The sequence below is a fragment of the Paraburkholderia sp. HC6.4b genome, assembly GCF_014200875.1.
Taxonomy (GTDB): domain Bacteria; phylum Pseudomonadota; class Gammaproteobacteria; order Burkholderiales; family Burkholderiaceae; genus Paraburkholderia; species Paraburkholderia tuberum.
Genome location: NZ_JACHDC010000009.1, coordinates 31,663 through 56,211, shown reverse-complemented (window position 1 = coordinate 56,211; position 24,549 = coordinate 31,663). Strand labels below are relative to the sequence as shown.

The 24,549-nt window shown below is 60.4% G+C and carries 23 protein-coding genes and 2 pseudogenes; 15 read left to right on the top strand and 10 right to left on the bottom strand.

Features of this window, described 5'->3' with window-relative positions; translation table 11 throughout:
* Positions 1 to 8 precede the first annotated feature (8 nt).
* From tssF to HDG34_RS15285, 6 genes are all read left to right on the top strand, one after another.
* A complete protein-coding gene (tssF, locus tag HDG34_RS15310) occupies positions 9 to 1,808 on the top strand; it encodes a type VI secretion system baseplate subunit TssF (RefSeq protein ID WP_184061092.1) in 1,800 nt (599 codons plus the stop codon).
* A gap of 26 nt (positions 1,809 to 1,834) precedes the next feature.
* On the top strand, positions 1,835 to 2,908 hold the full coding sequence (tssG, locus tag HDG34_RS15305; RefSeq protein WP_311734762.1) for a type VI secretion system baseplate subunit TssG: 1,074 nt from the start codon (positions 1,835 to 1,837) through the stop codon (positions 2,906 to 2,908).
* A gap of 32 nt (positions 2,909 to 2,940) precedes the next feature.
* On the top strand, positions 2,941 to 3,576 hold the full coding sequence (gene tssJ, locus HDG34_RS15300) for a type VI secretion system lipoprotein TssJ (RefSeq protein WP_409259387.1): 636 nt from the start codon (positions 2,941 to 2,943) through the stop codon (positions 3,574 to 3,576).
* A gap of 9 nt (positions 3,577 to 3,585) precedes the next feature.
* Entirely contained in the window at positions 3,586 to 4,044 is a 459-nt protein-coding gene (locus HDG34_RS15295) for a hypothetical protein (RefSeq protein WP_184061089.1), read from the top strand.
* Positions 3,992 to 5,110 (top strand): DUF746 domain-containing protein, encoded by a 1,119-nt coding sequence (locus HDG34_RS15290; RefSeq protein ID WP_260321183.1) that lies wholly within the window; start codon positions 3,992 to 3,994, stop codon positions 5,108 to 5,110. Before HDG34_RS15295 ends, HDG34_RS15290 begins: the two co-directional genes overlap by 53 nt.
* A 198-nt stretch (positions 5,111 to 5,308) precedes the next feature.
* Positions 5,309 to 6,910: a LamG domain-containing protein gene (locus tag HDG34_RS15285; protein WP_184061088.1), complete on the top strand. Its 1,602-nt coding sequence runs from the start codon at positions 5,309 to 5,311 to the stop codon at positions 6,908 to 6,910.
* Between the two features lie 134 nt (positions 6,911 to 7,044).
* Here the strand turns inward: HDG34_RS15285 and HDG34_RS15280 are convergent, their stop codons facing one another.
* Together HDG34_RS15280 and HDG34_RS39180 are read right to left on the bottom strand one after the other, a co-directional pair.
* Complete coding sequence (locus HDG34_RS15280; protein ID WP_184061087.1) at positions 7,045 to 7,407, bottom strand: IclR family transcriptional regulator C-terminal domain-containing protein; 363 nt, start codon at positions 7,405 to 7,407, stop codon at positions 7,045 to 7,047.
* A gap of 363 nt (positions 7,408 to 7,770) precedes the next feature.
* Positions 7,771 to 8,013 carry a hypothetical protein gene (locus tag HDG34_RS39180; protein ID WP_260321198.1) on the bottom strand — a complete coding sequence of 81 codons (243 nt, stop codon included), beginning with the start codon at positions 8,011 to 8,013 and terminating at the stop codon, positions 7,771 to 7,773.
* Here HDG34_RS39180 and HDG34_RS15275 point away from each other — a divergent pair.
* A complete protein-coding gene (locus HDG34_RS15275; RefSeq protein WP_311734766.1) occupies positions 7,895 to 9,256 on the top strand; it encodes an undecaprenyl-phosphate glucose phosphotransferase in 1,362 nt (453 codons plus the stop codon). The genes HDG34_RS39180 and HDG34_RS15275 overlap by 119 nt on opposite strands.
* A gap of 92 nt (positions 9,257 to 9,348) precedes the next feature.
* Here the strand turns inward: HDG34_RS15275 and HDG34_RS15270 are convergent, their stop codons facing one another.
* Positions 9,349 to 9,507, bottom strand: a complete 159-nt coding sequence (locus tag HDG34_RS15270) for a hypothetical protein (protein ID WP_184061305.1) — start codon at positions 9,505 to 9,507, stop codon at positions 9,349 to 9,351.
* Between HDG34_RS15270 and HDG34_RS15265 the strand changes: the two genes are divergently transcribed.
* The 8 genes from HDG34_RS15265 to HDG34_RS15230 all read left to right on the top strand — a co-directional run bounded on the left by HDG34_RS15265 (position 9,458) and on the right by HDG34_RS15230 (position 19,279).
* Positions 9,458 to 10,612 carry a polysaccharide biosynthesis/export family protein gene (locus HDG34_RS15265; protein WP_184061297.1) on the top strand — a complete coding sequence of 385 codons (1,155 nt, stop codon included), beginning with the start codon at positions 9,458 to 9,460 and terminating at the stop codon, positions 10,610 to 10,612. The genes HDG34_RS15270 and HDG34_RS15265 overlap by 50 nt on opposite strands.
* Positions 10,609 to 11,073 (top strand): low molecular weight protein-tyrosine-phosphatase, encoded by a 465-nt coding sequence (locus HDG34_RS15260; protein WP_184061085.1) that lies wholly within the window; start codon positions 10,609 to 10,611, stop codon positions 11,071 to 11,073. The genes HDG34_RS15265 and HDG34_RS15260 overlap by 4 nt, the downstream gene beginning before the upstream one ends.
* 70 nt (positions 11,074 to 11,143) lie before the next feature.
* A complete protein-coding gene (locus HDG34_RS15255; protein WP_184061084.1) occupies positions 11,144 to 13,432 on the top strand; it encodes a polysaccharide biosynthesis tyrosine autokinase in 2,289 nt (762 codons plus the stop codon).
* Positions 13,429 to 14,676, top strand: a complete 1,248-nt coding sequence (locus HDG34_RS15250) for a glycosyltransferase (protein WP_184061083.1) — start codon at positions 13,429 to 13,431, stop codon at positions 14,674 to 14,676. The genes HDG34_RS15255 and HDG34_RS15250 overlap by 4 nt, the downstream gene beginning before the upstream one ends.
* Positions 14,676 to 15,830: a polysaccharide pyruvyl transferase family protein gene (locus HDG34_RS15245; protein WP_184061082.1), complete on the top strand. Its 1,155-nt coding sequence runs from the start codon at positions 14,676 to 14,678 to the stop codon at positions 15,828 to 15,830. The genes HDG34_RS15250 and HDG34_RS15245 overlap by 1 nt, the downstream gene beginning before the upstream one ends.
* A gap of 12 nt (positions 15,831 to 15,842) precedes the next feature.
* A complete protein-coding gene (locus HDG34_RS15240) occupies positions 15,843 to 17,135 on the top strand; it encodes a lipopolysaccharide biosynthesis protein (RefSeq protein WP_184061081.1) in 1,293 nt (430 codons plus the stop codon).
* Positions 17,125 to 18,243, top strand: coding sequence for a hypothetical protein (locus HDG34_RS15235; protein WP_184061080.1), 1,119 nt, complete (start codon positions 17,125 to 17,127; stop codon positions 18,241 to 18,243). Before HDG34_RS15240 ends, HDG34_RS15235 begins: the two co-directional genes overlap by 11 nt.
* 49 nt (positions 18,244 to 18,292) lie before the next feature.
* On the top strand, positions 18,293 to 19,279 hold the full coding sequence (locus HDG34_RS15230) for a cellulase family glycosylhydrolase (RefSeq protein WP_184061079.1): 987 nt from the start codon (positions 18,293 to 18,295) through the stop codon (positions 19,277 to 19,279).
* Between the two features lie 159 nt (positions 19,280 to 19,438).
* Here HDG34_RS15230 and HDG34_RS39175 read toward each other — a convergent pair.
* The 7 genes and pseudogenes from HDG34_RS39175 to HDG34_RS15200 form a co-directional block, all read right to left on the bottom strand.
* Positions 19,439 to 19,582: pseudogene (locus tag HDG34_RS39175) on the bottom strand (LysE family translocator); the annotation flags it as partial.
* 84 nt (positions 19,583 to 19,666) lie between these two features.
* A pseudogene (locus HDG34_RS15225) lies at positions 19,667 to 19,825 on the bottom strand (site-specific integrase); the annotation flags it as partial.
* Between the two features lie 38 nt (positions 19,826 to 19,863).
* A complete protein-coding gene (locus HDG34_RS15220; protein ID WP_184061078.1) occupies positions 19,864 to 20,736 on the bottom strand; it encodes an undecaprenyl-diphosphate phosphatase in 873 nt (290 codons plus the stop codon).
* 218 nt (positions 20,737 to 20,954) lie between these two features.
* On the bottom strand, positions 20,955 to 21,428 hold the full coding sequence (locus tag HDG34_RS15215) for a hypothetical protein (protein ID WP_184061077.1): 474 nt from the start codon (positions 21,426 to 21,428) through the stop codon (positions 20,955 to 20,957).
* A 588-nt stretch (positions 21,429 to 22,016) separates the two neighbouring features.
* Positions 22,017 to 22,580, bottom strand: coding sequence for a YSC84-related protein (locus HDG34_RS15210; protein WP_184061076.1), 564 nt, complete (start codon positions 22,578 to 22,580; stop codon positions 22,017 to 22,019).
* Positions 22,581 to 22,832: 252 nt separating this feature from the next.
* Positions 22,833 to 23,111: a winged helix-turn-helix domain-containing protein gene (locus HDG34_RS15205; RefSeq protein WP_221309151.1), complete on the bottom strand. Its 279-nt coding sequence runs from the start codon at positions 23,109 to 23,111 to the stop codon at positions 22,833 to 22,835.
* Between the two features lie 241 nt (positions 23,112 to 23,352).
* Complete coding sequence (locus HDG34_RS15200; protein WP_184061074.1) at positions 23,353 to 24,525, bottom strand: tyrosine-type recombinase/integrase; 1,173 nt, start codon at positions 24,523 to 24,525, stop codon at positions 23,353 to 23,355.
* Between the last annotated feature and the right edge of the window lie 24 nt (positions 24,526 to 24,549).

The following is a 24,549-nucleotide window of genomic DNA, read 5'->3' as shown; positions in this document are numbered from 1 at the left end:
TCGTCATCATGACAGAGCCTACCCGCGACAATGAAATCCTGCGCTATTACGAGGCAGAAATGCGCTACCTGCGCGAAGCCGGGAAGGAGTTCGCGCAGGCGTTTCCCGACCGTGCACGCGAGCTCGACCTCGACCGCGTAGGCGAGCGGGACCCGCATATCGAACGCCTCTTCGAAGGCTTTGCCTTCCTGATGGGGCGCCTGCGCCACAAGCTGGATGACGAACTGCCGGAGCTGACCGAGGGGCTCGTGAGCATGCTGTGGCCGCACTACCTGCGCATGATCCCGTCACTCGCCATCCTCGAGCTCCTTCCGGAAAAGGGTGCGCTGCAGAAGCACGAGACGCTTGAGCCAGGTCTGGAGGCCACCTCCGACCCTGTCGGCGACGGCAACGTCGCGACCGAATGCGTATACCGTACGACCCAGGGCGTCGACCTGTATCCGCTCGCCCTTCCGGAAGCGGGCGTCTACGCGCGCGAAGATGGTCGCTCGGTCATCCGTTTGCGTCTGGCCATCCAGACGCAGGCCGAACGCGAGCGGCTGCACGTGCCACGTCTGCGCCTGTACCTGAATGCCGATCGACCCGTCGCGCTCTCCCTTTACGCTGCGCTCACGGCAAAGCCGGTGGCGATGCAGGTGCGCGTGCCGGGCTGGCCTGAGGACAGGCCGGGCGGGCCGGTTGCGATGCCGGGTCTGCGCCTTGAGGCTGCCGGGTTTGCCACTGAAGAACGGCTCTGGCCCAAGGCCGATAACGCCTTTGGCGGCTACCAGCTGCTCCTCGAATACTTCACGTTTCCCGAGAAGTTCATGTTTGTCGACCTGCTTGGGCTCGACATACAGGCGCTTCCCGCGTCCGCTACATCGGTCGATGTGGAAGTTGTGCTCGAGCGCCCGTACCCGGACGACATGCGCTTCAATGCTGACAATATCCGCCTCTACTGCACCCCGGTGATCAACCTCTTCACGGTTGGCGCAGACCCCGTGACCGTCACGCAGCAGGAGACCGAATACCGCGTGCGCGCACGCGCCGAACACGGCTCGCTCATCGACATCTATTCGGTCGACGGCGTGGAGTACTTCGAGCGCGGCCGCCGTTTCGAATATGTGCCTTTCGCCGCGTTCCGGCATCGTGGCGGCATGCTGCGTCACGACATGCCTGAACGCTATTACCACACCCGCATGCGCCGCGGGCCATCCGGCCGGTTCGACACGTGGATCGTGCTCGGCGGCCACGCATGGGACCAGGCGAACAGTCTACCCACCGAAACCCTCTCGCTGTCGGTGACAGCCACGAACGGCATGCTGCCGCGCAAGGCCCTGCGCGAAGCTGGAATCACGCGCATGCGTGGCGGCTTCACCAACATCGGCGCGGTGCGCAACCTCACGGCGCCCACCCTCCCGGTCTATCCGCCAACGGGCGACCGGTTCCAGTGGCGTGTGCTTTCCCACCTTGCTCCCAACTATCTGTCGCTGCTCGACGCGGAAATCCTGCGCGGTTCACTCGCGCTCTACGACTGGACCGAGGGCGAACTGAACCGCCGTCGCATCAATGCCATCACCGACGTGAAGCACCGGCCGCTGAGCAGGCTCGTGAAGGGCGGTCTGATGCGCGGCGTGGAAGTCGCGGTCACGCTCGACGCCAGCCAGTTCGCGGGCGAAGGGGATCTTGAACTCTTCGGCAGCATGCTCAACCGTTTCATTGGTCTCTACGCGACGCTCAATCTCTACACGAAGCTCGTGATCGTGACCCAGCCGGCGGGACGCCGGATCGAATGGCCCGAAACGAAGGGCGAAGGGGCGCCGTTTTGAACGCACCGGCAAGGTTTGGGCCCTTGATGCCCGCGCTGCTGGAACAGGCGACGCGGATGAACTTTATCCGCTTCTGTGAACTGCTCGAGCTGGCTGACCCGGATATGCCGCCTCTGGGCACCACGGATTCGCCGGCCGCGGAGCCGGTGCGGTTCCGCTCGCGCGCCCAGCTGGGTTTTCCTGGGCGCGAGATCGACGCGGTCAGGTTCGACCGCGACAATCCGGCAGCGCCGCCGTCGGTGGTGACGACGTTCCTCGGGCTCTACGGGGTCGACGCGCGCATGCCTGCGTATTTCGTCGACGAGGTCGCGCAGCATCGCGACGGGGCAGAGCCCCTCTCGGCGTTTCTCGACATCTTCCACCACCGTATCATCACGCAGTTCTACCGCGTCGCGCGCAAATACCGGTACCCCATCGGCTTCAGGCGCGACGGCACGGATCCGGTGTCGCGCTATCTGCTCAGCTTCGCCGGATTCGGGTTCAGCGCGCCGACCCGCACCACCATCTCCATTCCCAACCTGCTGGCGGTTGCAGGAGGCGAAGAACGGAAATCCGCGGGCGCCCGCCAGAGACTCGCAGAGGTGGCCGACAAGCGCCGGCTGCTCTCGATGCTCGGGCTCGCGATGCAGAAAACGCGCACGGCGGAAGGGCTGGCCGGTGTGCTGCGACATGCCATACCGGATGCGGCGATCACGGTTGAGGAATTCCATCCGGTCTGGCGTGAAGTGAACGACTTCGAACCCGCCGCGCTTGGCGAGCAGTGCCTGCTCGGCCGCGGCTTCTACGACCGCGCGAACGTGGTTCGTGTGGTGATCACGCCGGCCTCGCGTGAAACCGTGCTGGCGCTCGTGCCGGGGCAACCCGTCCATCGCGAGGTCATGACGCTGCTGCGCTTCTATCTGGGCTACGAAAGTGAAGCGGATCTGGAGATGCACGTACGGGCCGACCTGATGCCCAGACCCATGCTCGAGCCGCGTCAGACGAACCTGGGTTTTACGGCACAACTGGAAGCGCAGGCTCGACCCTCCGCTGACGCGCCGGCGCGCATCACGCGCGTGCAGCTTGGCCGCTGGAACGGAGCAGGGGACGCACACGCATGAAGAACAGCAAAATCAACGGGGACATCCTCGAAATGAACCAGAAGATGAAACGCGCGGCACATCGCGCCAGTCTCGCTATCGCCATTCTGTCGGCTGTCGCTCTCGCCGGATGCGGCGTGGCCCAGGCGGTCGGCGACAGCACCGTGGATGCCGCGAAATGGGTCTTCACGACCCAGGTCAAGCAGATGAACGTGGATCTGAAGGGCCGCACTGCGGTCAACGCCGATGCCCACGGACAATCGCTCTCGACAGTGATCCGGTTCTATCAGCTCAAGGACGAGAAGACATTCGCACAACTCAATTATTCGCAACTGCGGTCCGATGATCTGACACTTCTCAAGACAGATCTGCTGGCCACGAAGGACGTTGTGTTGCGCCCGGACGCAAGCGCGAACATCACCGAACCGATGAACCCGGATGCGCAGTTTGTCGGTGTGGTGGCCTTTTTCCGGGACCCCACGCAGGACAGGGCGTGGAAGCTCACCATCCCGAAGAAGCAGTGGAAGAAGACGGACCCCGTCAGGATCGAGGTCAATGGCAACGAGCTGGTGCTGGTCGACGCAAAATCGCAGCCTGTCAAACACGGTGCTCCCCAGCAGTCCGTACCGGCAAGCCCCGCGTCGGCGGCCGCGGCGAACTCCCAGCCTGCTGCCGGCGAGCAGGGCTGAGGGGCAGGTATGGATCAGAAAAATTCGACGATGCATCGATGGGCCCGCGCTGCCCTGTTCGTGATAGTGCTCGCAGTGCAGTCGGGCTGCAGCACGACGGGCGGGATGGCCGGTCCGATGCCAGACGACGCTCACGTGAGTACAGGGCAGATTACCGGCCAGCAGTATCTGACGACGGTCATGCCTCAGGCGTCGGGCGCGCCGTCGGCCAGTGTTGGCGCGGGTGGCTTTGGCGGCGGCGGCATCAATGGGGTAGGGCTCGGCGCAGGCCTGAGCTTCGACATCTCCCGTCTGTTTGAAAAGCCGGCTGACTCACCCGTCAGGATCTATCGATACGGTGTCAAGCTGCCGGATGGCTCGACACGCGACGTTGATAGTCCACTTGATCTCCGCCCCGGAGATTGCGTGAATGTGATTGACTCCCGGCAACCTGGTTATCCAGGGCTTGCAACTGCCAGTGGCTGTTGAATCAGTAAAACCGGGCATGCTATCCAATCGTCCAGATTGTGTCGTACCGGCGGACTCCTCCCGCGAGAATCGGGACTTGACGGCGTATCTGACTGCGAAGATCGACGCGGTCCTGTCCGCGAGTCATGAGCCACGCCCCGGCTGTCCGCGGTGCGGCGGCAATCACATTAACAGCGCGGGATTCAGGACACGGCCGTTCGGCCGGCTTCCGATGTTCGAGTGCAAAACCTGCAATCGTTACTTCGGCCGCACGGCCGGCACGCCGCTGGAGGAAAAGCACCTCAAGAAGCTGGACGTGTTCGTCTCGCTGCTGTCGCAGCCGATCTCATGCGTGGAGGCCGGGGAACGGATGGGAAGCCTGCCAGGTGACATCAAGGAGCGCGTCACGGCGTATCGCGCCTGGCTGCTGCAACTCGATCCGGACGGCAAGTGGGAGCGCCTGGTCCGACTGGGCGGACGGCCAGCCGAACTGTCGCCCGCGCCGTTGCTATTCGACGAGTCTGGCGCACGTGAGGATCTCGGGCTGACCGCCCGGCTGACGCGCGAATTCGATGAACTGAACTCGATGAGTCACCGGCCCCCGTCGTGTCCGGATTGCGGTAGCCGCATGACCCATTGTGTGGATCACCCGAAAGGCGGCTTTCCGCATTTCCGGTGTACTGGCTGCAAGCTCAAATTCAGCCGGCGTCGAGGCACCCCATTCGTCAACACGAAGATGGGCTCGCGCGATCGCATGCGCACGTTCATCCGCTACCTGTCGCTGCCGTTACCGTTCATGCAGGTGTCCGACGAGATCGGAACGAGTCATGGGATGATCCAGAAATGGCGCGACATGTTCACGGCGTTCGCGGATCAGCTGGAGCCCAGTGGCACCCTGTCGGCGCGGATCCGGGTAGGGAGTACTCCAGGCACGACGACACCGTGTCCGTTCTGCGGCCGGTCAGGCACCGCTCAATATACGGACGCCCGCGGCTGGTCATGCGCTGGCTGTGGCCGGCTGTTTTCGATGCGGCGCAAAGTAGTTGAACGTAACGGCCAGTTCCATATCGCAGACGATGCGGCGTAGTGTACGGATTCTCGCCCGCTTCAGGTCCTGCATCATGATTTAAGAGGATTCCTTATCTGATCTGCACGTGTGCATCGCACAGGAGCACAGCATCATGGAATACCAGATAGCGATGGATGTGGCGGACAGGCTTGACATCCGTGTGATTCAGACGCTGGACGACGGCGCGACCATCTGCGGCTTCGTCGCCGGACAGCAATGAGCCGCCTCTCGAAACGGCTGCTGATGGCCGCAGGTCGCCCGGACTATCAGCAGGTGATACTGACCGATGGCCCATATGCCTACTGGCGACTCAATGAGATGTCAGGCGCAGTGGCCGCCGATTCGAGCGGCAACAATCGCGATGGAACGTATGTCGCGCCGGTGTCTCTTGCTGCAGGAGCCAATCTCTTGCCGACATCGGCCAATACCCGTTACCTGCTGCTGACGGGTGGTGGGAGCGGCTATGTTGACGTGAGCGCTGCAAACCAGTTCTGTGCGGGTACGGACTGGAGCCTCGAATGCTGGATCAGCGTGATTTCGTTCAGCCAGTCAGTATCAAACCTCGGTTGCACGATTATGGCTTCCCTGAGCGCGCCCGGAGGAACGACCGGCTGGGCAATCGGCGCGTCCGCAAGTCCGGTCGGCAGCCTCATGTACTACACGAAGAATTTTTCCAATCGTGGCGTCAACTGCACCGTTCCGCTCGGCCGGCAGTACTTCGCGGCTGTTTGTACCGGGGCTAACCAGACGCTTGCCGTTTATCTGAACGGCAGGCTTATTGGCTCACAGCGTGGTGGACCTGCCATGGCGCCACTGGTCGAACCCGGACTTTATGTCGGCGCGGCCAGCAATATCGCTGGAACACTTGACGGCACGATCGGCGAATTCGCGGTCTACAACAGCGCACTGAGTGCCGACCAGATCCTGCGCCACTATAGCGCTGGCATGGGTCAGACGCCCGCGTTCACCGGCGTGCTGGACCGCCTCACCGCGTCCGCGGCCGGCGCATGGAGTCTGCGGCGGCTCTCCAGCCACTACGCCGGACCCTGCATCAATGTGCGGCGCGATTCCGACAGCGCCGTACGTGATATCGGTTTCACCCCGGCGGGGGACCCCGATCTCACCACGCTGCTCGCGTTCGTGGGTTCCGCAAATGGCTACGTCGCAGCCTGGTACGATCAGAGCGGCAACGGCGCATCACTGGTGCAGTCAGCTGCGGCTGCGCAACCTCAGATCGTCAACGCAGGATTATTGCTGACCCTCCAGCCGCAGGTGAATAAACCCGTGGTGGTCACCAACGGCGGCAGCTCGGGCTCAAACGGCCAGACAATGGTCACTGGGACCGTGAACGCTCCGGTGGCGTCCCTTACGTTCGCCCAGCCGTTTAGCCGCGCGTCGGTGTTCGGCCTCCCCGGCGGCCTCAGTCCGCAATACGGCAATCCGGTGCTGTTGAGCAGTCACTCGGACAATCCAACCGAACTCTACACAACCGGCACCAGCCAGTTTGACATGTACGCGTATGACCCCACGGGCGGTGGCGGCAACGGGTTCACTGCTGTCACTGGCGCAGTGACGGGTTCGACCGGCGTATTGCTGGAGACATTCAATCAGGCATCCAGTTCTGGCGTCTACAACGGCACCACAAAGACGGGCACAGTCGGTGCGAACGGTTCGGACAGCCTGCAGATCGGCGGACTTGGTACGGTGCGCAACATCGCGGCCGCCTACGGCGAAATCCTGATTTTCCCACAGACGCTATCTTCCGCCGACCAGAACACCCTCAACGTGAGTCAGCGCGCGTACTGGGGCACGCCCTGAGGTGGGGACGGAAAGGGCCAATCACAATCATGCGTGGTTCGAAAACGTGGGCCTTTCTTCCACAGCGCCATCCATCGAAATCTGTAATCCGCCAATCCCCGCGGAGCGGTGAAGAAGTTCACGTGCCTTTGCCGCTATCCGAGCCGCGCTGACAACTGCCAGGTCGCCTGGATCAGTGGCGTGGCCATCGCCCGGATGTCGCGCCGGGTATCGAAGCACACCGCCATGGCAGCAAGCGGCTCGCCACGCCGGTTCAAAACAGGAGCCGCGAGCGTGAAGACGCCGGCAAGGGTTTCGGTCTTCGTCAGCGCGTAGCCAACACGCTTCACTTCGGCGAGCTCATGCAGCCAAGCTTCCAGTGAATTCCCATCGCTTTTCGTCATCGGCTCGCGATCCGCAATGTAGGTCTCCCAGTACTGCTTCTGGATGGCCACGGAATGCATGCTCATCATGGCCTTGCCAGCCAATGCTTTGAGCGCTGTCAGGACGGCGTGCACCCGCTTTCGCTTCACAATTCTTCTGCACTACTTTGTGCTGAATCCGATTACAGATGATGCCTCCGACAAAGGTAAGCCGCACGAATTGCAAACTAAAGGCCTTCGCCGAACACCTTAATCTCGCCCAAACGCCTTTCTGGTAAGCGATTTATACATTAATAACTAATGCGACCGCCATGAGGGCATGTAGGAAACCTTGGTTTTTAGGATTGATCCTAGCGCCGTGACTATTTTTTGGAGGATGATCCAGCTATTTTGAATAGGTAGGGCATCCAGATGGCATTGCAAAGAGAGCTTGAGATTGATGTCGTGAAGTCGACGGCTGATTTCGAATTGAGCGTCGCGTGCATGTGCGCGGCACCGCTACACGAATTGCATCGCATCGACGCAGCGGCTCGAAGTCGTGACGCCGTCTAATCCTAAGTCAGTTGTTGTGCGCACGGTGATTCGCCAAGCTGCTGGCCGCGACTTCGTGGAAATGGAAAGCGTGCTGGCGCGTCCGCTAGACGTGGTGTCCATTGCGTTGGGGGCGGCTCTTGCTTCGCTGTTTTTCAAACCCGACGTGGCGCAGCGGACACTCGAAAGCGCTTTGGTGATGTTCGACATGGCGCTTGCCATTCTGCTGTTGCCATGGCTCGGCGCGTACGGTTCATGGCGTGGTCGATTGAAATGGCGTCCAGTCTTCAACGTCGTGCTCGGTTGGCTCGTGGTGCAGGCGTGCGGGCTTGTCATCATGTTTCTGCTTCACCGTGCTGCCTCGATCTCGCGGCTCTGGTGCGTGAGCTGGACGGTGATTACCGCTATCGGGATTGCCGCGTCGCACCTGTCGGTGCATGCGATGCTTGGCCGACGCAGGCGCGCGGGGCGGAATCTTCGTACGGTCGCGATGGTGGGCGCTGGCGTGCATTGCGACAGCGTGATCGCCAACATCACAAGATCGCCGGCGGCGGGCTTTCGGGTCGTCGCCACGTTCAACACGCTTGGCGATAAAAAGCCGGGCGGGGATGGCCTGCCTTCGTTCGTACGTCTGCGCGAATTTGCTGACTGGGTGCGCCGGGAACAGGTCGACGAAGTATGGCTCGCGCTGCGAATGTCCGACGAGAGCACGTTGCTGCGCGTACTCGACGAATTCAAGGATGATCTCGTCAACTTGCGCTTCATTCCCGACGTGAGCCGTCTCGTGATGTTCGACCGGAACGTGGTCGATCTGATCGGCTCGCCGGCTATCAATCTGATGGCCTCGCCGATGACGCCGTACGCGTTGATGCAGAAAGCGCTGTTCGACCGGTTGTTTGCTTTTGCAAGTCTGCTTGTATTGTTGCCGATCATGTTGTCGATCGCGGTGGCCGTCAAGGCGACATCGAAGGGGCCGGTGTTGTTTACCCAACGGCGCAAGGGGGCAGACGGGCGCGTATTCCGCATCTACAAGTTCCGGTCGATGCGCCCGCATGCCGAGCAGTCTGGTGTGATTCGCCAGGCCACTCGCGGAGATCCGCGGATCACCCGCGTAGGCGCATTTCTGCGCCGTACGAGCCTCGACGAATTGCCGCAATTTCTCAATGTACTGCGCGGTGAAATGTCGGTAGTCGGGCCGCGACCGCATGCGATAGAGCATGACGACGAGTACCGCACCATTGTCGACGGTTATATCCATCGCTACCGAATCAAGCCCGGCATTACCGGATGGGCACAAATCAATGGCTTTCGCGGCGAGACCGACGAGATCGAGAAAATGCAGGGGCGGGTTGAACATGATCTGTACTACTTACGCAACTGGTCGTTCGGTATGGATATGCGCATCATTCTCGCGACGGTGGCGAAGGGCATGCTGCATCGGAATGCATATTGACGTGCTTCTGCCAATAACTGCCGACAGGACAGTTCATGACGAAGTACTGCCTGGCAGTGGTAACGCGTGTAGCCCAATGGAACGTAAGTCTGTTAGGCGTTAAACAAGGCGGCAGCGCTTCGGCGCACTCGCTTGACGAATAGGTTGAACACGATGTCCGCTTTGATTTTTACCAGGCCGGTCTGCCGGCTTGGCGCCTTGATGGCGTCGGTAATGCTGCTGCTGTCAGCGTGCGCGGTGGCGCCAGGCATGCGAATGGATACGTCTCGCGTTGAGAACGCGTCAGGCGCATCTGGTGCGTTGAGCACCGCTGAGGAAACCGGCGCAAGCGCGCCAGGCAGTATTGCCAATGCGACGCCGGGTACGCCGGCCATCGCGATCACCGAGGTCGATGCGGCGTTGGTCTCGCACCTCGCCCAAAACAGGCGGCAGCAGCAACTCGAGTTATCGAAATTGCTGTCGGGAACGCCGCAAGCCTATACGGTGGGGCCCGGCGATGTACTGCAAATCGTCGTGTGGGATCACCCGGAGTTCGCGGCTGCGCTTGGTTCATCGCAAACCCCCGCATCTTCACGGCCCGGCGATCCGTCGCCCGGATTTATCGTCGATCAGAGCGGCGGCTTGACTTTTCCTTATGCCGGTACGCTGCACGTGGCGGGCCTGCATGTCGAAGAGATACAGCAGCGCCTGACAAGCGCGCTCGCAAAGTACTTCGTCAACCCTCAGATGACCGTTCGGGTCGCTTCGTATCGGGCCCGTCAGGTCTATGTCGACGGAGAAGTGCATCGCCCGGGCGCGCTGGCCGTCAACGACGTGCCCATGACGCTTTACGAAGCGCTCAGCCGCGCCGGCGGATTCAGCGACACGGCCGATCAGGGCGACCTCGTGCTGGTGCGCGACGGCCAATCGCACCGCGTGAACCTGACGCGCCTGCTGGCTCAGGGATTGAACCCCTCGCTGATTTATCTGAAGCCGGGCGATTTTCTGCGTGTCGTGTCGCGCGACGAAAACGATGTGTATGTGATGGGCGAGGTGAACAAGCCGGTCGCGGCTATTCCACGCAGAACCGGCCGCCTTACGCTTGCCGACGCGCTGTCGCAGGCGGGCAGTATCAACTCGTCGTCTGCCGACGCCGCCCAGATGTTCGTGATTCGTGGTTCGTTGTCAGGGACGCCCGAGGTGTTTCGCCTCGACGCCCGGTCGCCAGTTGCGATGTTGCTTGCCAAGGACTTCGAGCTGCAGCCGAACGACGTGGTGTACGTCGATGGCAACGGGCTGGTTCGATTCAACCGCGTGCTGAGTCTGTTGATGCCGTTGATCAGCAGTGGGTTGACTGCGGGCCTGGTGGCGAAATGATCGAGCGCGTACTGGTCGTGTGCGCTGGCAACATCTGCCGAAGTCCAATGGCGCAGGTGCTCCTCGCGCAACGCCTCAAGTCAGTCACGGTTGAGTCCGCCGGCATCACGGCGCTGATTGGTCAAAGTGCCGATCCCACCGCCGTCAGCCTGATGCAGGAGCGCGGCCTCGACATACGGTTCCACCACGCGCGGCAACTGGCGGCGTGGATGGCCGAGGCTTCCGACCTTGTGTTCGTCATGGACCGCATCCAGAAGCAGTTCCTGGAGCATCGGTTCGCGTCCCTGCATGGACGCATCTTTCTACTTGGCTATTCTTCGACGCAGCGCGGTCATCCCGATGGAGGGGGCGACATTCCGGACCCTTACCGGAAAGGGCGCGCGTCATTCGAAGAAAGCCTGACGCTTATCGAAGCTGGGGTCGAAGAGTGGGCCGCACGTATTGCGGGCGTATCCACCTGAACCGACGCGTCAGCTTCGTCTACAGACTATTCGTCGTCCTGAAAGGGTCGAAAAAAACAAATCCATCACAATGAAATCGTTGCAATCGCCCGAAAACGAGGCGCTTAAACCCGATGATGAAATTGATCTGATCGGGCTGCTGGATGTGCTCATCGAGTACCGCTGGATCATTCTCAAGATTTGCCTCGCGTGCCTTGTGTTCGCGGCGGCATTCGCTTTTCTGTTTCCCCCCCGCTATCAGGCGGACATCTCGATTCAGGTCGAAGACGGTAGCGCCATGGCGTCAGCGCAGAGTTTGCTGGGCGACGTGTCGTCTCTCTTCGACTACAACTCGCCGACCTCGGCCGAACAGCAGATCATGGCTTCGCGGCTCGTGGTGACCAGCGTCGTCGACGAATTGCATAGCTATATCGTCGTGCGTCCGAGCCGGTTCCCGCTTATCGGCAACTTCATCTCGCGCTTCAACGATACCGTAATGCGGCCAGGAATCCTGGGTATTGGCGGGTGGGCGTGGGGTACGGAAAGCGCCGATGTGGTCCAGTTCGACGTGCCGAAGCGCGTGGAAGGGAACAGGTTCGCGCTCACCGTGCTGTCCGGCGGCCGTTACCGTCTTTCGGGCTGGCACCTTGACGGTCCCGTCACGGGGCGAGTCGGCGAGACGGAAGTGTTCGCAACGAGTTATGGTCCAGTTACGTTGCTCGTCAAGTCAATCAACGCGGCACCCGGCACGAAGTTCAAGCTGATCCGTACGTCCCGGCTTGACGCGATTACGAGCATGCAGAATGGGCTGAACATTCAGGAGAAGATCAAGTCTTCCGGCGTTCTGATCGCGACCCTCAAGGGAGCCGATCCTGTCCTGGTTCGCGACCAGTTACAGGCAGTTGGCCGCTACTACGTGAAGCAGAACATTGAGCGCAAGGCGGCGCAAGCGGCGCAATCCCTGGCGTTTCTGAATACCCAAATCCCGCAACTGAAGGCACAGCTCGAAGACGCGCAAGCGCGATACACGCAGATGCGCAACAAGCAGGGTTCCGTCGATTTCACGGAGGAAGCCAAACTTGTCCTTCAGCAGACGGCAGACGCGAAAATACGCATGCTCGAACTGCGGCAGAAACGTGACGTGCTTGCGGCGCGCTTTACGCCTTCGCATCCCAACGTGATTGCTCTCGACGCACAAATCGCGACGCTTCGTGCCCAGCAGAGCGTATTCGACGAGCAGGTCAAACGAATGCCCGATATGCAGCAGGACGCCGTGCGTTTGATGCTCGACGTCAAGGTCGATACCGATCTCTACACGGCACTGCTAAATAACGTTCAGCAACTGAAGCTGGTCAAGGCGGGCAAGACCGGCACTGTGCGCGTCGTCGACGTGCCGGTCGTGCCCGAAGACGTCGCTTTTCCGAACCGGCCGGTGACGATTGCAGCGGGCGCGTTGCTCGGGCTTTTGCTGGGGGTGGGCTTTGCGGTCGCGCACAGCTTCCTTTTTGCGGGGATTGCGGAAGCGGAGGAAATCGAAAACCTGATTGGTTTGCACGTGTACGCAACGATTCCAGCATCGCGCCGTCAAGAGCAGATCAATCGGGCTCCCAGCGATAACGCATCGGGTGTTCGTCTACTTGCGGCCGATCAGCCGGGAGAGCCGGCCGTAGAGAGTTTGCGCAGCCTTCGCACCGCGCTCCGGTTCGCGATGTTGAACGCAAAAGATAACGTGATCCTTATTTCGGGCCCCACACCTGGCGTCGGAAAGTCCTTTGTTTCCGCCAATTTCGCGGCGCTGCTGGCGACGGGCGGAAAGCGGGTTCTGGTCATTGACATGGATCTTCGGCGGGGCTCGCTCCATCAGTATTTCGGCAAACAGCGCGAGCGCGGAGTGACGGACGTGATCGCCGGAATGCTCTCTCTTGATCAGGTCATTCATCGCAACGTGGTTTCGAATCTCGATTTCATTTCAACAGGCGAGTTGCCACTGAATGCTGCCGAGTTGCTCATGCATGAACGCGTGGGGCAGCTTCTCGAATCCAGTTCGCGCGACTACGACTTCGTACTCGTCGATTCACCTCCGGTTCTCGCCGTGACCGATGCGGCGATGCTTTCGGAACATTGCGCGACGGTGATGCTCGTGGCATGGGCTGGCCGTACACGTGTTGCGGAACTGGCGGAATCCGTGAAGCGATTTGCGCAAACCAGAAGCGTGGTCACCGGCGCGATTCTGAACAGAATCGATCCAAAATCCGCACGCCTGTCGTATGGCCGGAAAAATAGCACTTACCGATATGTGCAGTACAGCTACGAAGAGCCGCGCCTCAAGCAGGTGCCGCGTTGGCGTCAACTGATTGCTCGTATTGGGTGGGGGCGATGATACAAACCAGTGCGACCGAGGTGGCCGATGTGATCGATCGGCCGCATCCGGTGGGAAAGCGCCATTCTTCGGCGGTTCAGCAAACGTGTCCGAACACACTGAAACCGGTCTTACGGGTCGCGCTCGTTGTCGAAGCGGCGGGCGGTGGCGTAGGCGTTCATATTGCCGACATGGTGCGCGGCCTGCGCAGTCTAGGTGGCTTCGAGATTCATCTTGTCGTTCCTCTCGGAGCCCGTTTCGATGATGTGATCATCAACGAAAATGTGCTTGCGCAATGCAACATGATTCACCGTCTGCCGCTGCTTCGCTCGGTCGGCGTTTCTGACGTAGTAGCGTTCGCACAGCTGTTCAGATGCCTGCAGCAGATCAAGCCGGACATCGTTCACAGTCACAGTTCGAAAGCAGGGGCCCTGGCGCGGCTATGCTTTGGACCGTGGAAGCAGGTCTATACGCCGCACGCTGTCTATACGCTCAATCCCTATCTGCCACAAGCGCAAAGGCGCTTCTATGGGCTGGTCGAAGGTTTGCTGGGCCGCTTCCGTAGTGGCCGCATTATCGCCGTGTCCATCGACGAAGCGAGGCATTTGCAGCAGGTACTCCGGATTCCCGCGGATCGCATCGAAACTATCTTCAACGGCGTGCCTGCTCCGTCGCTATTGCCGCGGGCGGAGGCGCGTGGCGCATTGGGTTTAGCGCCCGATGCTGTCGTTGTCGGTTTCGTGGGGCGTCTGGATTTCCAGAAGGGCGTCGATCGACTCGTGCATGTTGCGCGGATCATGCTCAAGCGCGGAACCAAAAATGTCATTTTCGCCATAATAGGCCCTGGCGACTTTGTCGCGGCTTCGGGTTTGAGCGAACAAAGCATCCCGGCGAATTTGCGCGTACTCGGGCCGACTCCCGACGCGCGTCGTTATTTCTCCGCTTTTGACATCTTTGCGCTTCCCAGCCGTTACGAAGGTTTCCCTTATGTCGTTCTCGAAGCAATGGCGGCCAGCGTTCCGATCATATCGACGAGAGTTTCCGGCGCCGCTGAATTGATCGACGCGGAACAGATCGGCTTCGTCGTGCCAAACGAAGATGACGTTACGCTTTTCGCAGAGGCGACGGACGCGCTCGTCCATGACCAGCAAATGCGCGAACGCATGAGTCGCAATTGCGTGCGGGCCGCTGAACGTTTCTCCGCCGCCGTCATGGTTGAAAAGACCGTGGATCTTTACAAGCGTCTGATCAAGGAGGTGGCTTGATGCCGAACCAAACGCACGTGGCGCTCATTCACGCGTACAGTTCAAAGAACTCCGGCGACGGGCTGCTTGTCGACCTTTCAATTGATCTGCTGAAGCAGGCCTTTGGGGATACGACGCGCGTATCGATTATTGCAGCTGATCCAGACTCTTTCTCCCAGCATGCGGACGTTTATCCGGCGCCGGTTCTTGCGGACAGTGGCTTTACCCGTGTCGCCGGTGCGGCCAGTCTGGTGGTCCCTATCGGAAGCAACTGCCGGGTGCGCGGGCTATTGCGCGTTCTGGCGTCGGCTGATCTGGTGGTCGGCGTCGGCGGTGGCTACTTGCGCGCTCGCAACTGGAAAGAAGCGCTCAAGCTTGAGGCCGGCCACCTGCTGCAGATGCGCGCGGCGTGCCGTTCGGGCAAGCCGGTTGTATACATGCCGCAAAGCATCGGGCCTGCGATGCCGGCCGAGCCGTTGCGCTCGCATCTGTCACGAATGCTCGGAACGTTTTCGGCCGTGTTCGTTCGGGATGATCGCTCGGCTGATTTTCTCGCCCACAACCCAAACACTTATCGCACCCCCGACCTGGCAGTCCTCGACTTCGAGCGGCGCAGTGCGCAGATCATCGCGCGTGCGCAGGGAGCTAGCTTCAATGTCCAGCATGTGGCCTTCGTGCTGCGCAGGGCGCCGAGCTGGAACGCGCGGCAACGGGAGCGCTATGAGGCGGCAACGCGGCTATTAATTCAACGGCTGAGCCAGGTATGCCGGATCAGCTTCGCGGTGCAAAGCACGGGCCGTGGCAACGACGACCTCGCTTACTATCGCAGCATCGGCATCAACGGCGATCTTGTGCCGCTCAAGGAATTGCTGGCGACAGGTACGCCCGACGTCGTGGTTTCGGTTCGCCTGCATGGCTCACTGGAGTCCGTGCTGAACGGCGTTCCTTCTTACCACCTTAGCTACGAACGCAAAGGATTTGGTGCGTATGCCGACCTTGGGTTGGACGGCTGGGTGGCCAATGCGGCGGACTTCGATCCCGACGAAGTTGTCGCGACGATTCTTGCTCCGAATGCGATTCGCGATTTTTGGACGAATGCGTCGTTGGCTTCTGAGCGGATTCGTGCGGGCCGGGATCGTATTCTCGCGGTGCTCCGGGCCGCGAGAAGCGCCTAACAGGGCGAGGTTATGCAATTGCTTGTTCGCCTCGGCTTCCGTATCGCATCGCTAGTGCTGAAATTTGCGCTGACGATCATCGTGGCCCGCACGCTTGGATTTTCCGCGGTTGCCGATCTTGGACTGGCACTCGCGATATCTGTCCTGTCGTCCAAATTGCTTGGACTGGGATTCAGCACCGAAATCAACCGGCGATTGAGCGCAGCGAATCCGGCGCGAGCGATTCATGATGCTCGTCGCTTACTCTTGCTGTATTGCGTTGGGTATGTGGCGGTTGGCATCATCGTTATGATCGTGTATCGCAGCGCCGCTTTCAACGCGTTTAGTCGAATCACGCCCGGCATTCTCTGGGGCGTAGTGCTCGTGGCCTTCTCCGAGCATGCGGGGCTAGAGACGACATCCTATGTGTTTTCGCTGCATCGGCAGCGCGCGGGCGCGCTGTTGCTTTTCATCCGTACTGGCGGCTGGGCTGGCGTCGCGATTATCGGACTGCTTGCCGACGCGATCCACTCTGTTGAGACGATTTTTTTGCTCTGGTGCGGGACGAATGTCGTCGCGGCGCTTGCGGCATGCTGGTGTATGTCGCGCAAGAGCCGCGAGTTGGAGTTGAACCGGAGTACTCATGGAGCGTGCAAGGTGGGCGGCTTTCGCTCGGTGTGGATGGACGGCTTACCGTTCTTCTTCGCGGCGATCGTCCTTTCCGGTCTGCAATACGGCGAGCGATTTCTGGCAAGCCAGGTCTTCTCAAGCGATGCACTCGGCCGTTATGTGTTTGCATGGTCAATCTCGAATTCTATTCAGACGGTCGCCTATGCCACGATTGTCGTGACGGCTGGACCGCGACTGGTGCGCGCGCTGAGCTCGAGTGGCGGAGCGTTCGGGGCGACCCTGCGACATTCCCTGCTGTCCAGCGTTGGCATCACTCTGCTCGCCGCCGCCGCAATTCTGATCGTTCACCGGCCCATTTTCCATATGGCACACGAGCCCGCTGGCAGTCGTGAATTCGGAACGCTACTCATACTGCTGGTCTCGTTCGTGCTCAGATCGATCGCAGACGTGTACTGGGTCAGCGCGGTCGCTTTGCGTCTGGGCAGACAGGTTGTCTTCGCGATTTTCTGCGTGGCAGTCTTGAGTATTCCTGCTGAATGGACGCTGATCAACAGATTGGGCGAGACCGGCGCGGCACTTGCGCATCTGACGGCGAGCACGGGGATTGTGGCGGTACTGGCTTCTATTGTCATGCGTACTCGTACGTCAGACGGAACAACTGTAGTACGAAATGAGGAAGCGACTCATGCTTCGTAAAGTACTGAACACAGGCCCACGTTTGAGCAAAGGCGCCGTTCGCCTGTTCGCAAGCCTTGCGATCCTGCTGTATGTGACGCTGTATTGGAAAGCCAGTGCGTTCCTGCCAGAGTTTGTGTTTCGTGATTCCGACAAGATTCAGTCCCAGGTAGGGGGATCAAGCACCTATCAGGACACTTCTTTCGACGCGGTGGCGAAGTTCTATTCCGCGCTAGGCGGCATTGGAAGCAACCTGCTGGTCCTGAGTATCGGCATCGTATTCATCTGGCTGATGATCGGATACTCGAAGCGGCTCAGCAGCTTGCTAGTGAACACGGTGTTGCTTGCACCGTGCGTGTTCTTCAATTTGTTCGTGGCAAGTAAGGACACGCTGGTCGTTTTGATGTCGATCGTACTCGTTCTGGTTGGACGGAGGTGGAACGTATGGTGCGTCGCGATCGCTGCCATTGCTCTGTACGCGAGTTACGCGTTGACCGTGCGTATTTACTTCGCGTTGATTCTGGCTATCGCGATAGGCGTGTGGGTATTTGAGGCGGCCTCGCTGCGGCTGAAGACGGTCCTGGTTGTTGCAGTCCTGCTCGGACTGTTTATTTTGCCGGATGCAGCATACGTCGCGCTCATGCATCCACGCGATATGGCGATGGACTATCTCGTTGCGGGCTCACCCTACGGCGCGCGCACGGGCTTCTACAACCTGTTCGAACCGGCGTCGTTCGGGGCTTTCTGTGTTGACTATTTGTACGCGGTCTTGAAATTGAACGCTCCTGTCCTGTTTAATTTGGGACCTAAAGAGTTCGTCATGCAGGTGTTCGTATGGATTGCGGTCGGGGCGGTGTTTGGCCGGAAGCCGGGTCATCTGGCGGGGGCTACTGCTAATGCGAGCGCCGTAGATATGCTCGCGTGCCTGGTCATCGGCCACATGGCGGTTTCGATGCTGTTCGAACCGGATCTGGGAAGTTACATCCGGCACCTGGCAAGCGTGGCGCTCTTTTGCGCGTGGCGGCTGACCTGCCTGGGGTCCCAGTCAGGTCGCTCATCCCGGTCCGCGTCGACACGTCCTTTTCCGACGGAATTCCGGGCGCGCAGCGCTAGATGGATCGTCGAATAAAAAGCAGGGCGAGCGCGAATAGCAATCGACCGGGAGCAATAAGTCCAGCATGATTCCAGTTCAAAAGCTGCTGAGAACAGGCGTGATCGCAGCCTGCATGCTTGGCGTGGCAGGACCCGTCCATTCGCAGGAATTCAAACATTGGATTGCCAATAGCGAAGGCCCGTCAAAAGTAGGTGCCCAGGTCAAGATCCAGCGCTTCACGGCGACAGCCGCGACGAGCATAAGGGCAGCGGGATTTAGCTTCGTTCGTTTGGGCGTATGGGTGAACGCCATGCGTTCCTCTGAATATCAGAAGCGGGTAGCCAGCGCATTTGCCACGGCCCAGGCGGCGGGCTTGCCGGTTCTTCTTACTGTGCGCTCGACAGTGCCGCTGGCGCAGACTTCATCGGATCAGGCCGTTCATGAAGCGCAATTGCACGACGCCGCCGAACAACTGGTTCGAGTCGTGAGCAAGCTGGTCGGCACTTACGGGGAAAATATGCTTGGCATCGAACTCTGGAATGAACCGGACCTGCCTGTATACTGGCCGACGGGCCGTGTCGATACGACATTCCCGATATATATGATCGCGGTATGCGCAGGATTGAAAGCGATTTACGCGTCCGTTCCGGTTATAGGATTCGGCTTCGCAACCGCTCCCGCCACCGGAACACAATCGGACAAACTCTTGCAGAGCATTCACTCGTCGTCAGCGAATTGCATCGACGCCGTTTCGTACCACGCATATGGAATGAGCGCGCAGCAGATTCAGGAGGCGTCCCGATACATTCGCGTGCAATATGGGCTGCCTGCGCTTATTACCGAGTGGGGCGTTTCGTCCGGGAGCAAAGACGGGGTCGATGGCCAAGCCGCGAAAATCAGGTCATTTCTCATGAAGCGCGATTTGATGAAGACCCCGCTGATTTCAATCTACGAATGGCAGGACACGGCGAATGGCAAGAATCTCCGCGAGCGCAATTTTGGTTTGGTGGATGCGTCTGGTGCGCAAAAACCTGCGCTCGATGCGGCGGTAACCGCGTTGCATTCGCGCTGATCGTGTACTCAGCGCGGCGGCCGCCATCTGTCGATCCGTTCTGTCAACTTGCCGACGAGTGCGGCCAATAGCATGAGGCAAACAAGCGTTTCGCCAGCTAGAAAAGCGAGTGTTGTTGCCACGTGACGTTTGATCCGGTTCATGCGCTGCTGTAACTCCTCACCCTCGCCGAACCAGAAGGAAACTCACGCCGGTCGCCGCCAGAAATCCGCAGCAGCAGCGATTGAACCATCGCCGGATCTTCGCACGCACCAGCCATTTCCCGAGATACATGCCCGCCCACGAATACAGCGCGATCGCCAGGGGGCCGGCCTAACCGGTCGAATTGCTATCATAAGCCTTGCAGTTATGAAGACCTTCCCCTTATTTCATGACGGCATAAGCCATTCAGGCCGTGAATGCCTCTCCGAACTGCCGCGCCCGCTTGACGTCGTCGGCATGCAGATAGATGGATGCCGTCGAGATTGACGCGTGCCGCAGATTGTCGCGCACGGCGCTCAGCTCGACGCCCCTGGCAAGTGCATGCGTTGCATGGCTATGCCCCATGGTTGCGCCGCCGGGTCATATGCGCGGCGGCTGCGTTGCTAGCTGAGCAGGTTGAACGGAACGGCGACGAGCAGAAACACACCGAGCGCCCCACGGTAGACGATAAATGGCCAGGTGGAGAATTTCTCGAGAAGCTTCATGAGCCCCCAGATGGCAGCAAAAGCGGACGCGCTTGCAACCACCAGTCCGAAAAGCAGCAGCGACCACGCTTCAGATGGAATGTGCGCATGAAGCAGTACCCAAAGCTCTTTCAGTCCGGCCAGCGCAATCGCGGGTAGCCCGAGTAAGAAAGAAAAGCGTGCGGCCTCCGCGCGTTTGAAGTTGAGAAAGAGCGCTGCGGTCAAGGTCGAGCCCGAGCGCGAGACACCCGGTATCAGGGCGCCTACCTGCGCGATTCCCACAATGAGTGCATCGCGCAATCGCATTTCCTTGACCGTGCGCCGATGACTGCAGGTGAGCTCCGCAACGGCAAGCAGAATGGCCATCACGATGCAGGAACCGCCAATCACAGACAGACTTCTCAATGGGGTACCGCACGCGTTGAGCGTAGACGACAGGGCGAGGCCGGCAAGGCCGATGGGCACTGTCGCGAGTACAATTGCTACCGCGAGTCGAAACGAGTCGTCCTGAAAGCGACGCTGCTGGATGGCCACGGCACTTCCCACCACGACGCCTCGCACGTCACGCCAGAAGTAACTGACCACCGCGGCCAGCGCAGCCAGCTGCATTGCCGCGGAAAAGGCCGAGCCCGGGTCGTGCCAGCCGAGCATGGCCGGCACGATGCGCATGTGCGCCGTCGAAGAGATGGGGAGTAACTCAGTGATGCCCTGAACGACACCCAGAAATCCAATCTGCAGGTAGCTCAGTGAGGCGAAGCCGATGTCCAGGCCGCCGGAACATGCATTTGCCAAAGCGTTCTCCTTTCAAGGCAAGTGTGGTTCCGCGAAACCTTACCATCTGTAAACATCTCGGAGTGTGATTTGTGTAGGGCGGACGCCGCGGTTCTTCAATGGACCGATAGCGCAGCGGCCGGAGCTGAGGAAGAAGGTATCTTGTGGGAGCGTCAAAGAAGGTGCGACGAACAGACGGGCGCGTTATAGCGCAACACCGGGATACCTTGCCCGTCGCCTCAGGCAATGAGCTGTCCGCAGAACGCGACAAGGGCTACAACCTGTATCTCGGCCCTCAACCATCTCTCCGGGTCGCGCGAAATGCAGACCAGTTTGGGGTCGTCGGGGACGGAGAAGTCCCACTTGAGATGTTGCGCGTGAATGATCTTGTTGGTTAAGTCTCGAAGGTACAACGGCTCATTGGGTCGGTCCTTTTTCACGACTTGACCAAAACTGTCGCTATCGGACTGTCGAAGGTGTTCAGCGATCTTCTCGTCGTCGTCAAGTAGCCGAATGAACGTAGCAAGCTCCAGGCAGGCCCTTTCAGCACACTGTTCCGAAACCTTGAACAGGGCTCTGTCGAAATACTTCCATTCCCCATGGAACCTGCTCCCGCGTAGCAATAAAAGCGGATGCCAAGAGAATGCGAATGTCACGATCACCGAGAGATTCTCGTGGATAAGGTGAGTCAGCGGCTGCGAGAAGCGTGACATTGCTCTCTCACGTAATAGATTGCGAAAGTTGGCATCAACTCTCGTAGGTCGCGATCATCCCAGCCGACACTGTGCGAGGCGAGAGCCTACAACGCAGCGGAGCGTCATCGTAGAAACCCCTGGCCGCTATGCAGCCCAGCATCTGGAACACTGCCAAGATTGGCGCAGATTTCAAGGCCCGCGCCGAACGACCGACATTGGCCGAGGGCGCGTCAAAACTCGAAATGGCTACGTTTTCGGATGTCGCTTTGCCCCTCCCCAAGTGCCGCGAAGCCGATACCTAGCGTTCTTGTGGGTCTAGTTTCGCACTCGACTGCGCAGCAGCACGTTTGACACATCCTCGGCCGGATGCCGCCTCATGCATTGGGCATGCTCAGCCTGAACGTCGCACGGCCGCGATCGGCGGCACGAGATGGCGGATTCAACCGGTGGATGCAATAGTTTGATGGAATCGTTCGGCCGGCGTTCGGATAGCTGCAGCTTTCATGGTTCGCAAACGTCGGCTTACGAGGAAGTCGAATGGTCGGAAACGGCCAAGGTCGTACCAGATAAAAGAGCAGATCCAACTCGACGGGGCCGTCGCTCACTTCACGGATTGAGCCTCGTAATCCGTTGGCCTTGTACGCCAAGTCCGGCCATCAATCCCTGCTGACCAAAGATAAATGCATAGACATCGGCCTGCAGGGTTGTGGTGTTCATCGACCTGGCTGCGCCCGCATCCACGACTACAACGGTCGGGCCTACGCCAATGGACCACCCACTACTATCGAAGGGTTGGCGCGCGGCTGCGTCGGTCATCAGAAACAACGCCTCCGAGAGCGTCTGCGCACCAGCCTGCAGGCCCCACGAAACCCCTGTGCTTCTGAAGTAGCCCAGGACTTTACCGTCGGGACCGAACAATACCCCTCTTCCGCCTTGCGCGCCCACCCCGAGGCCCGCGCGGAAGATGTTTGGAAACACGAGAACTGCCTTCGCCCGATCATGAAGGTCTTCGGCTCTGGACGCCGTGTCAAACAGTTGCAGCAGCGCCGCGCGCGCTTGCGCCTCCAGTTCTGGATCACCCATTCCTGCGGAAGAATTCTGCTGGGTCGAACAGGCCGTTGCGAACAAAAGAAGCAGGACTGCAAGAAAAAGCCGCTGGTACTTGCTCATGACACTCGCTCCATTCGGAAGGCGACCTGGCGGTGAGAAACGAACTCCCGCATCGGGATCTTCCCGGGTCATATCAATAGTGGTTCCTGCCTGGCGTCAAGTCAATTGGACCGTGGTCTAACAGCGGCGTGGCAGGTTCCTAAAGGCATCTCCGCCATGCGATGCTCCGGGAGTCGTCTTGCTCACGGCGCGATGAGCTTTTCGTCAAGGGTAGGGAGCCGCCCTTCGAATGTCGCTGATCGACCGAGGCCGTTATGCCTGCTCCTGTGATCGGCTTTGCAGATCGATCAATCCGTCGCTGCGTGTGAAGAGGTGCGAGTAGTTGCTCACGCGCGCACTGATCTGATTCACGGGCACGGGCAATCCGTCGCGGCGGGAGTAATGCCCGAGCCGGTTAACTTCTGCCGCGATAACAGGCGCTGTCATCGCCTTACCGTCGATCGAGAGTACTTCGACTATCGCCTCATGCAAAGTCATCACAGACCCTCCACAGGTGCCGCCAACCGTGGGTCTTCCGTCCGCTTTCGCCATTCACGCAAGCCGTCCAGGAAACGATGGTTTGCTGGATGCCACTCCGCAGTCTAGCCGGCATCACGACCACCCCGCGTGGCGAGCATCCAATAACAGCTTCCATCTTTCCACGTCCGACTATGCCGGACGCTTCTCGCACAAACTGGATAGCGCACGCCCTGAGCGCCTGGCGTACGAAAAGCCCCTTTTTTCCCCCATTCGGCCGAAGCCGTCCGATTTGCGGCATCTGTTGTTGAAGCGCTCACCAGTCCATTCGGTGCTTCTCTTCCGTTTCCTGATGACGCCGGTCGTCGTCAGCGTGCAGGTACAGGCTGCTGGTGGTCAACGACGCATGCCCGAGGTTGTCGCGAATGAGGCGCAGGTCGACGTCGCCATCAGCCATGTGGGAGCCGGCGGTGTGCCGCAGCCAGTGCGCGGAAGCGCGTTCAAGCTGCGCGGCACGCGCGGCGTAGTCATCGCCGCGCAGCTTCAGCCTTGCGGCCGCCCCCGCAAATATCCCCTTCACGATGGTGTGCAGCGCCGCGCGTGTGAGCGGCTTCACGGACCGGCCGAGCGGCAGCACCAGCGGCGTCTGCTCGTGCGGGGCGGGCAGTGCTGCCAGACCCCGCTCGCGCCGGTAGCGGCCAAGCTCCACCATCATCTCGGCCGAGGCGGGCACAAGGCGCTCACGCCCGCCCTTGCCGGTGACCTCGAGCCACCAGCGTTCGTGGCCGGTGGCGTCGCGCCGGCAGAAGAAACGCCCCATCGTATTGCCACTGACCTCCGAGATACGCAGACCGCCGAGGTAGAGCAGGGTGAAGAGCCACCGCGCACGCGAAAACCGCTCACGCTCGCGATCCGTCTCGCGGGGCAGGGCATCGATGTAGTCCTTCACCTCCTGCCAGAGGTCGCGCTCAAGCAGGCGCGTGACGCGGGGCTTCGCGCGCCGCGCGCGCTGGCGCGAAAGTGACAGCGGGTTGCCGGCGAGATAGCCGGCCTGAACGAGCCAGGCAAAGAGGGCGTTGAGAATCACCATCGCCTGGCGCTGGCTGGTCGCAGCCAGCGGCCCATGAAAGGGCCGCCAGCGCGGATCGTGGCGCGGGAACTTGCGGCCGCCGGCTACCCAGCGCTCGCGCGGCTGCGGGTCGGCGAGGAAGAGCTGGTAGGCCAGCAGGTCCTCATGCGTGAGCGACGACAGTGGCTTGCCGAGCTGGACGATCGTCCACAGCAGCAGCCGTTCGGCCTCCTTGCGGTAGTTCTCCATGGTGGCCTTCGTATCGGCCACCCGCGCCAGCCACGCGCGGATCGCGTTCAGGTCGTCGGTGGCAGCGATCTGCGCGCGACCGTCCGCGCGGTTCACGCCGTGCCGGCCGTCGAGCCCGGCGGGCAGTTCGAGGGCGTCGAGCGGCCGCGGCGCGATCGCGGTGGACTTCATGGGCAGTCTCGGAATGGGGCACGC

Bases quoted from the DNA above. Each gene is read 5' to 3' on its own strand.
- tssJ (WP_409259387.1), top strand. From the start codon at position 2,941: ATGAACCAGAAGATGAAACGCGCGGCACATCGCGCCAGTCTCGCTATC.
- HDG34_RS15250 (WP_184061083.1), top strand. From the start codon at position 13,429: ATGATACAAACCAGTGCGACCGAGGTGGCCGATGTGATCGATCGGCCG.
- HDG34_RS15270 (WP_184061305.1), bottom strand. From the start codon at position 9,507: ATGCCTGGCGCCACCGCGCACGCTGACAGCAGCAGCATTACCGACGCC.
- HDG34_RS15200 (WP_184061074.1), bottom strand. From the start codon at position 24,525: ATGAAGTCCACCGCGATCGCGCCGCGGCCGCTCGACGCCCTCGAACTG.
- tssG (WP_311734762.1), top strand. From the start codon at position 1,835: ATGCCCGCGCTGCTGGAACAGGCGACGCGGATGAACTTTATCCGCTTC.
- HDG34_RS15230 (WP_184061079.1), top strand. From the start codon at position 18,293: ATGATTCCAGTTCAAAAGCTGCTGAGAACAGGCGTGATCGCAGCCTGC.
- HDG34_RS15255 (WP_184061084.1), top strand. From the start codon at position 11,144: ATGAAATCGTTGCAATCGCCCGAAAACGAGGCGCTTAAACCCGATGAT.
- HDG34_RS15260 (WP_184061085.1), top strand. From the start codon at position 10,609: ATGATCGAGCGCGTACTGGTCGTGTGCGCTGGCAACATCTGCCGAAGT.
- HDG34_RS15245 (WP_184061082.1), top strand. From the start codon at position 14,676: ATGCCGAACCAAACGCACGTGGCGCTCATTCACGCGTACAGTTCAAAG.
- HDG34_RS15215 (WP_184061077.1), bottom strand. From the start codon at position 21,428: ATGTCACGCTTCTCGCAGCCGCTGACTCACCTTATCCACGAGAATCTC.
- HDG34_RS15235 (WP_184061080.1), top strand. From the start codon at position 17,125: ATGCTTCGTAAAGTACTGAACACAGGCCCACGTTTGAGCAAAGGCGCC.
- tssF (WP_184061092.1), top strand. From the start codon at position 9: ATGACAGAGCCTACCCGCGACAATGAAATCCTGCGCTATTACGAGGCA.
- HDG34_RS15210 (WP_184061076.1), bottom strand. From the start codon at position 22,580: ATGAGCAAGTACCAGCGGCTTTTTCTTGCAGTCCTGCTTCTTTTGTTC.
- HDG34_RS15295 (WP_184061089.1), top strand. From the start codon at position 3,586: ATGGATCAGAAAAATTCGACGATGCATCGATGGGCCCGCGCTGCCCTG.
- HDG34_RS15240 (WP_184061081.1), top strand. From the start codon at position 15,843: ATGCAATTGCTTGTTCGCCTCGGCTTCCGTATCGCATCGCTAGTGCTG.
- HDG34_RS15285 (WP_184061088.1), top strand. From the start codon at position 5,309: ATGAGCCGCCTCTCGAAACGGCTGCTGATGGCCGCAGGTCGCCCGGAC.
- HDG34_RS39180 (WP_260321198.1), bottom strand. From the start codon at position 8,013: ATGTCGAACATCACCAAAGCGCTTTCGAGTGTCCGCTGCGCCACGTCG.
- HDG34_RS15265 (WP_184061297.1), top strand. From the start codon at position 9,458: ATGGCGTCGGTAATGCTGCTGCTGTCAGCGTGCGCGGTGGCGCCAGGC.
- HDG34_RS15205 (WP_221309151.1), bottom strand. From the start codon at position 23,111: ATGGCGAAAGCGGACGGAAGACCCACGGTTGGCGGCACCTGTGGAGGG.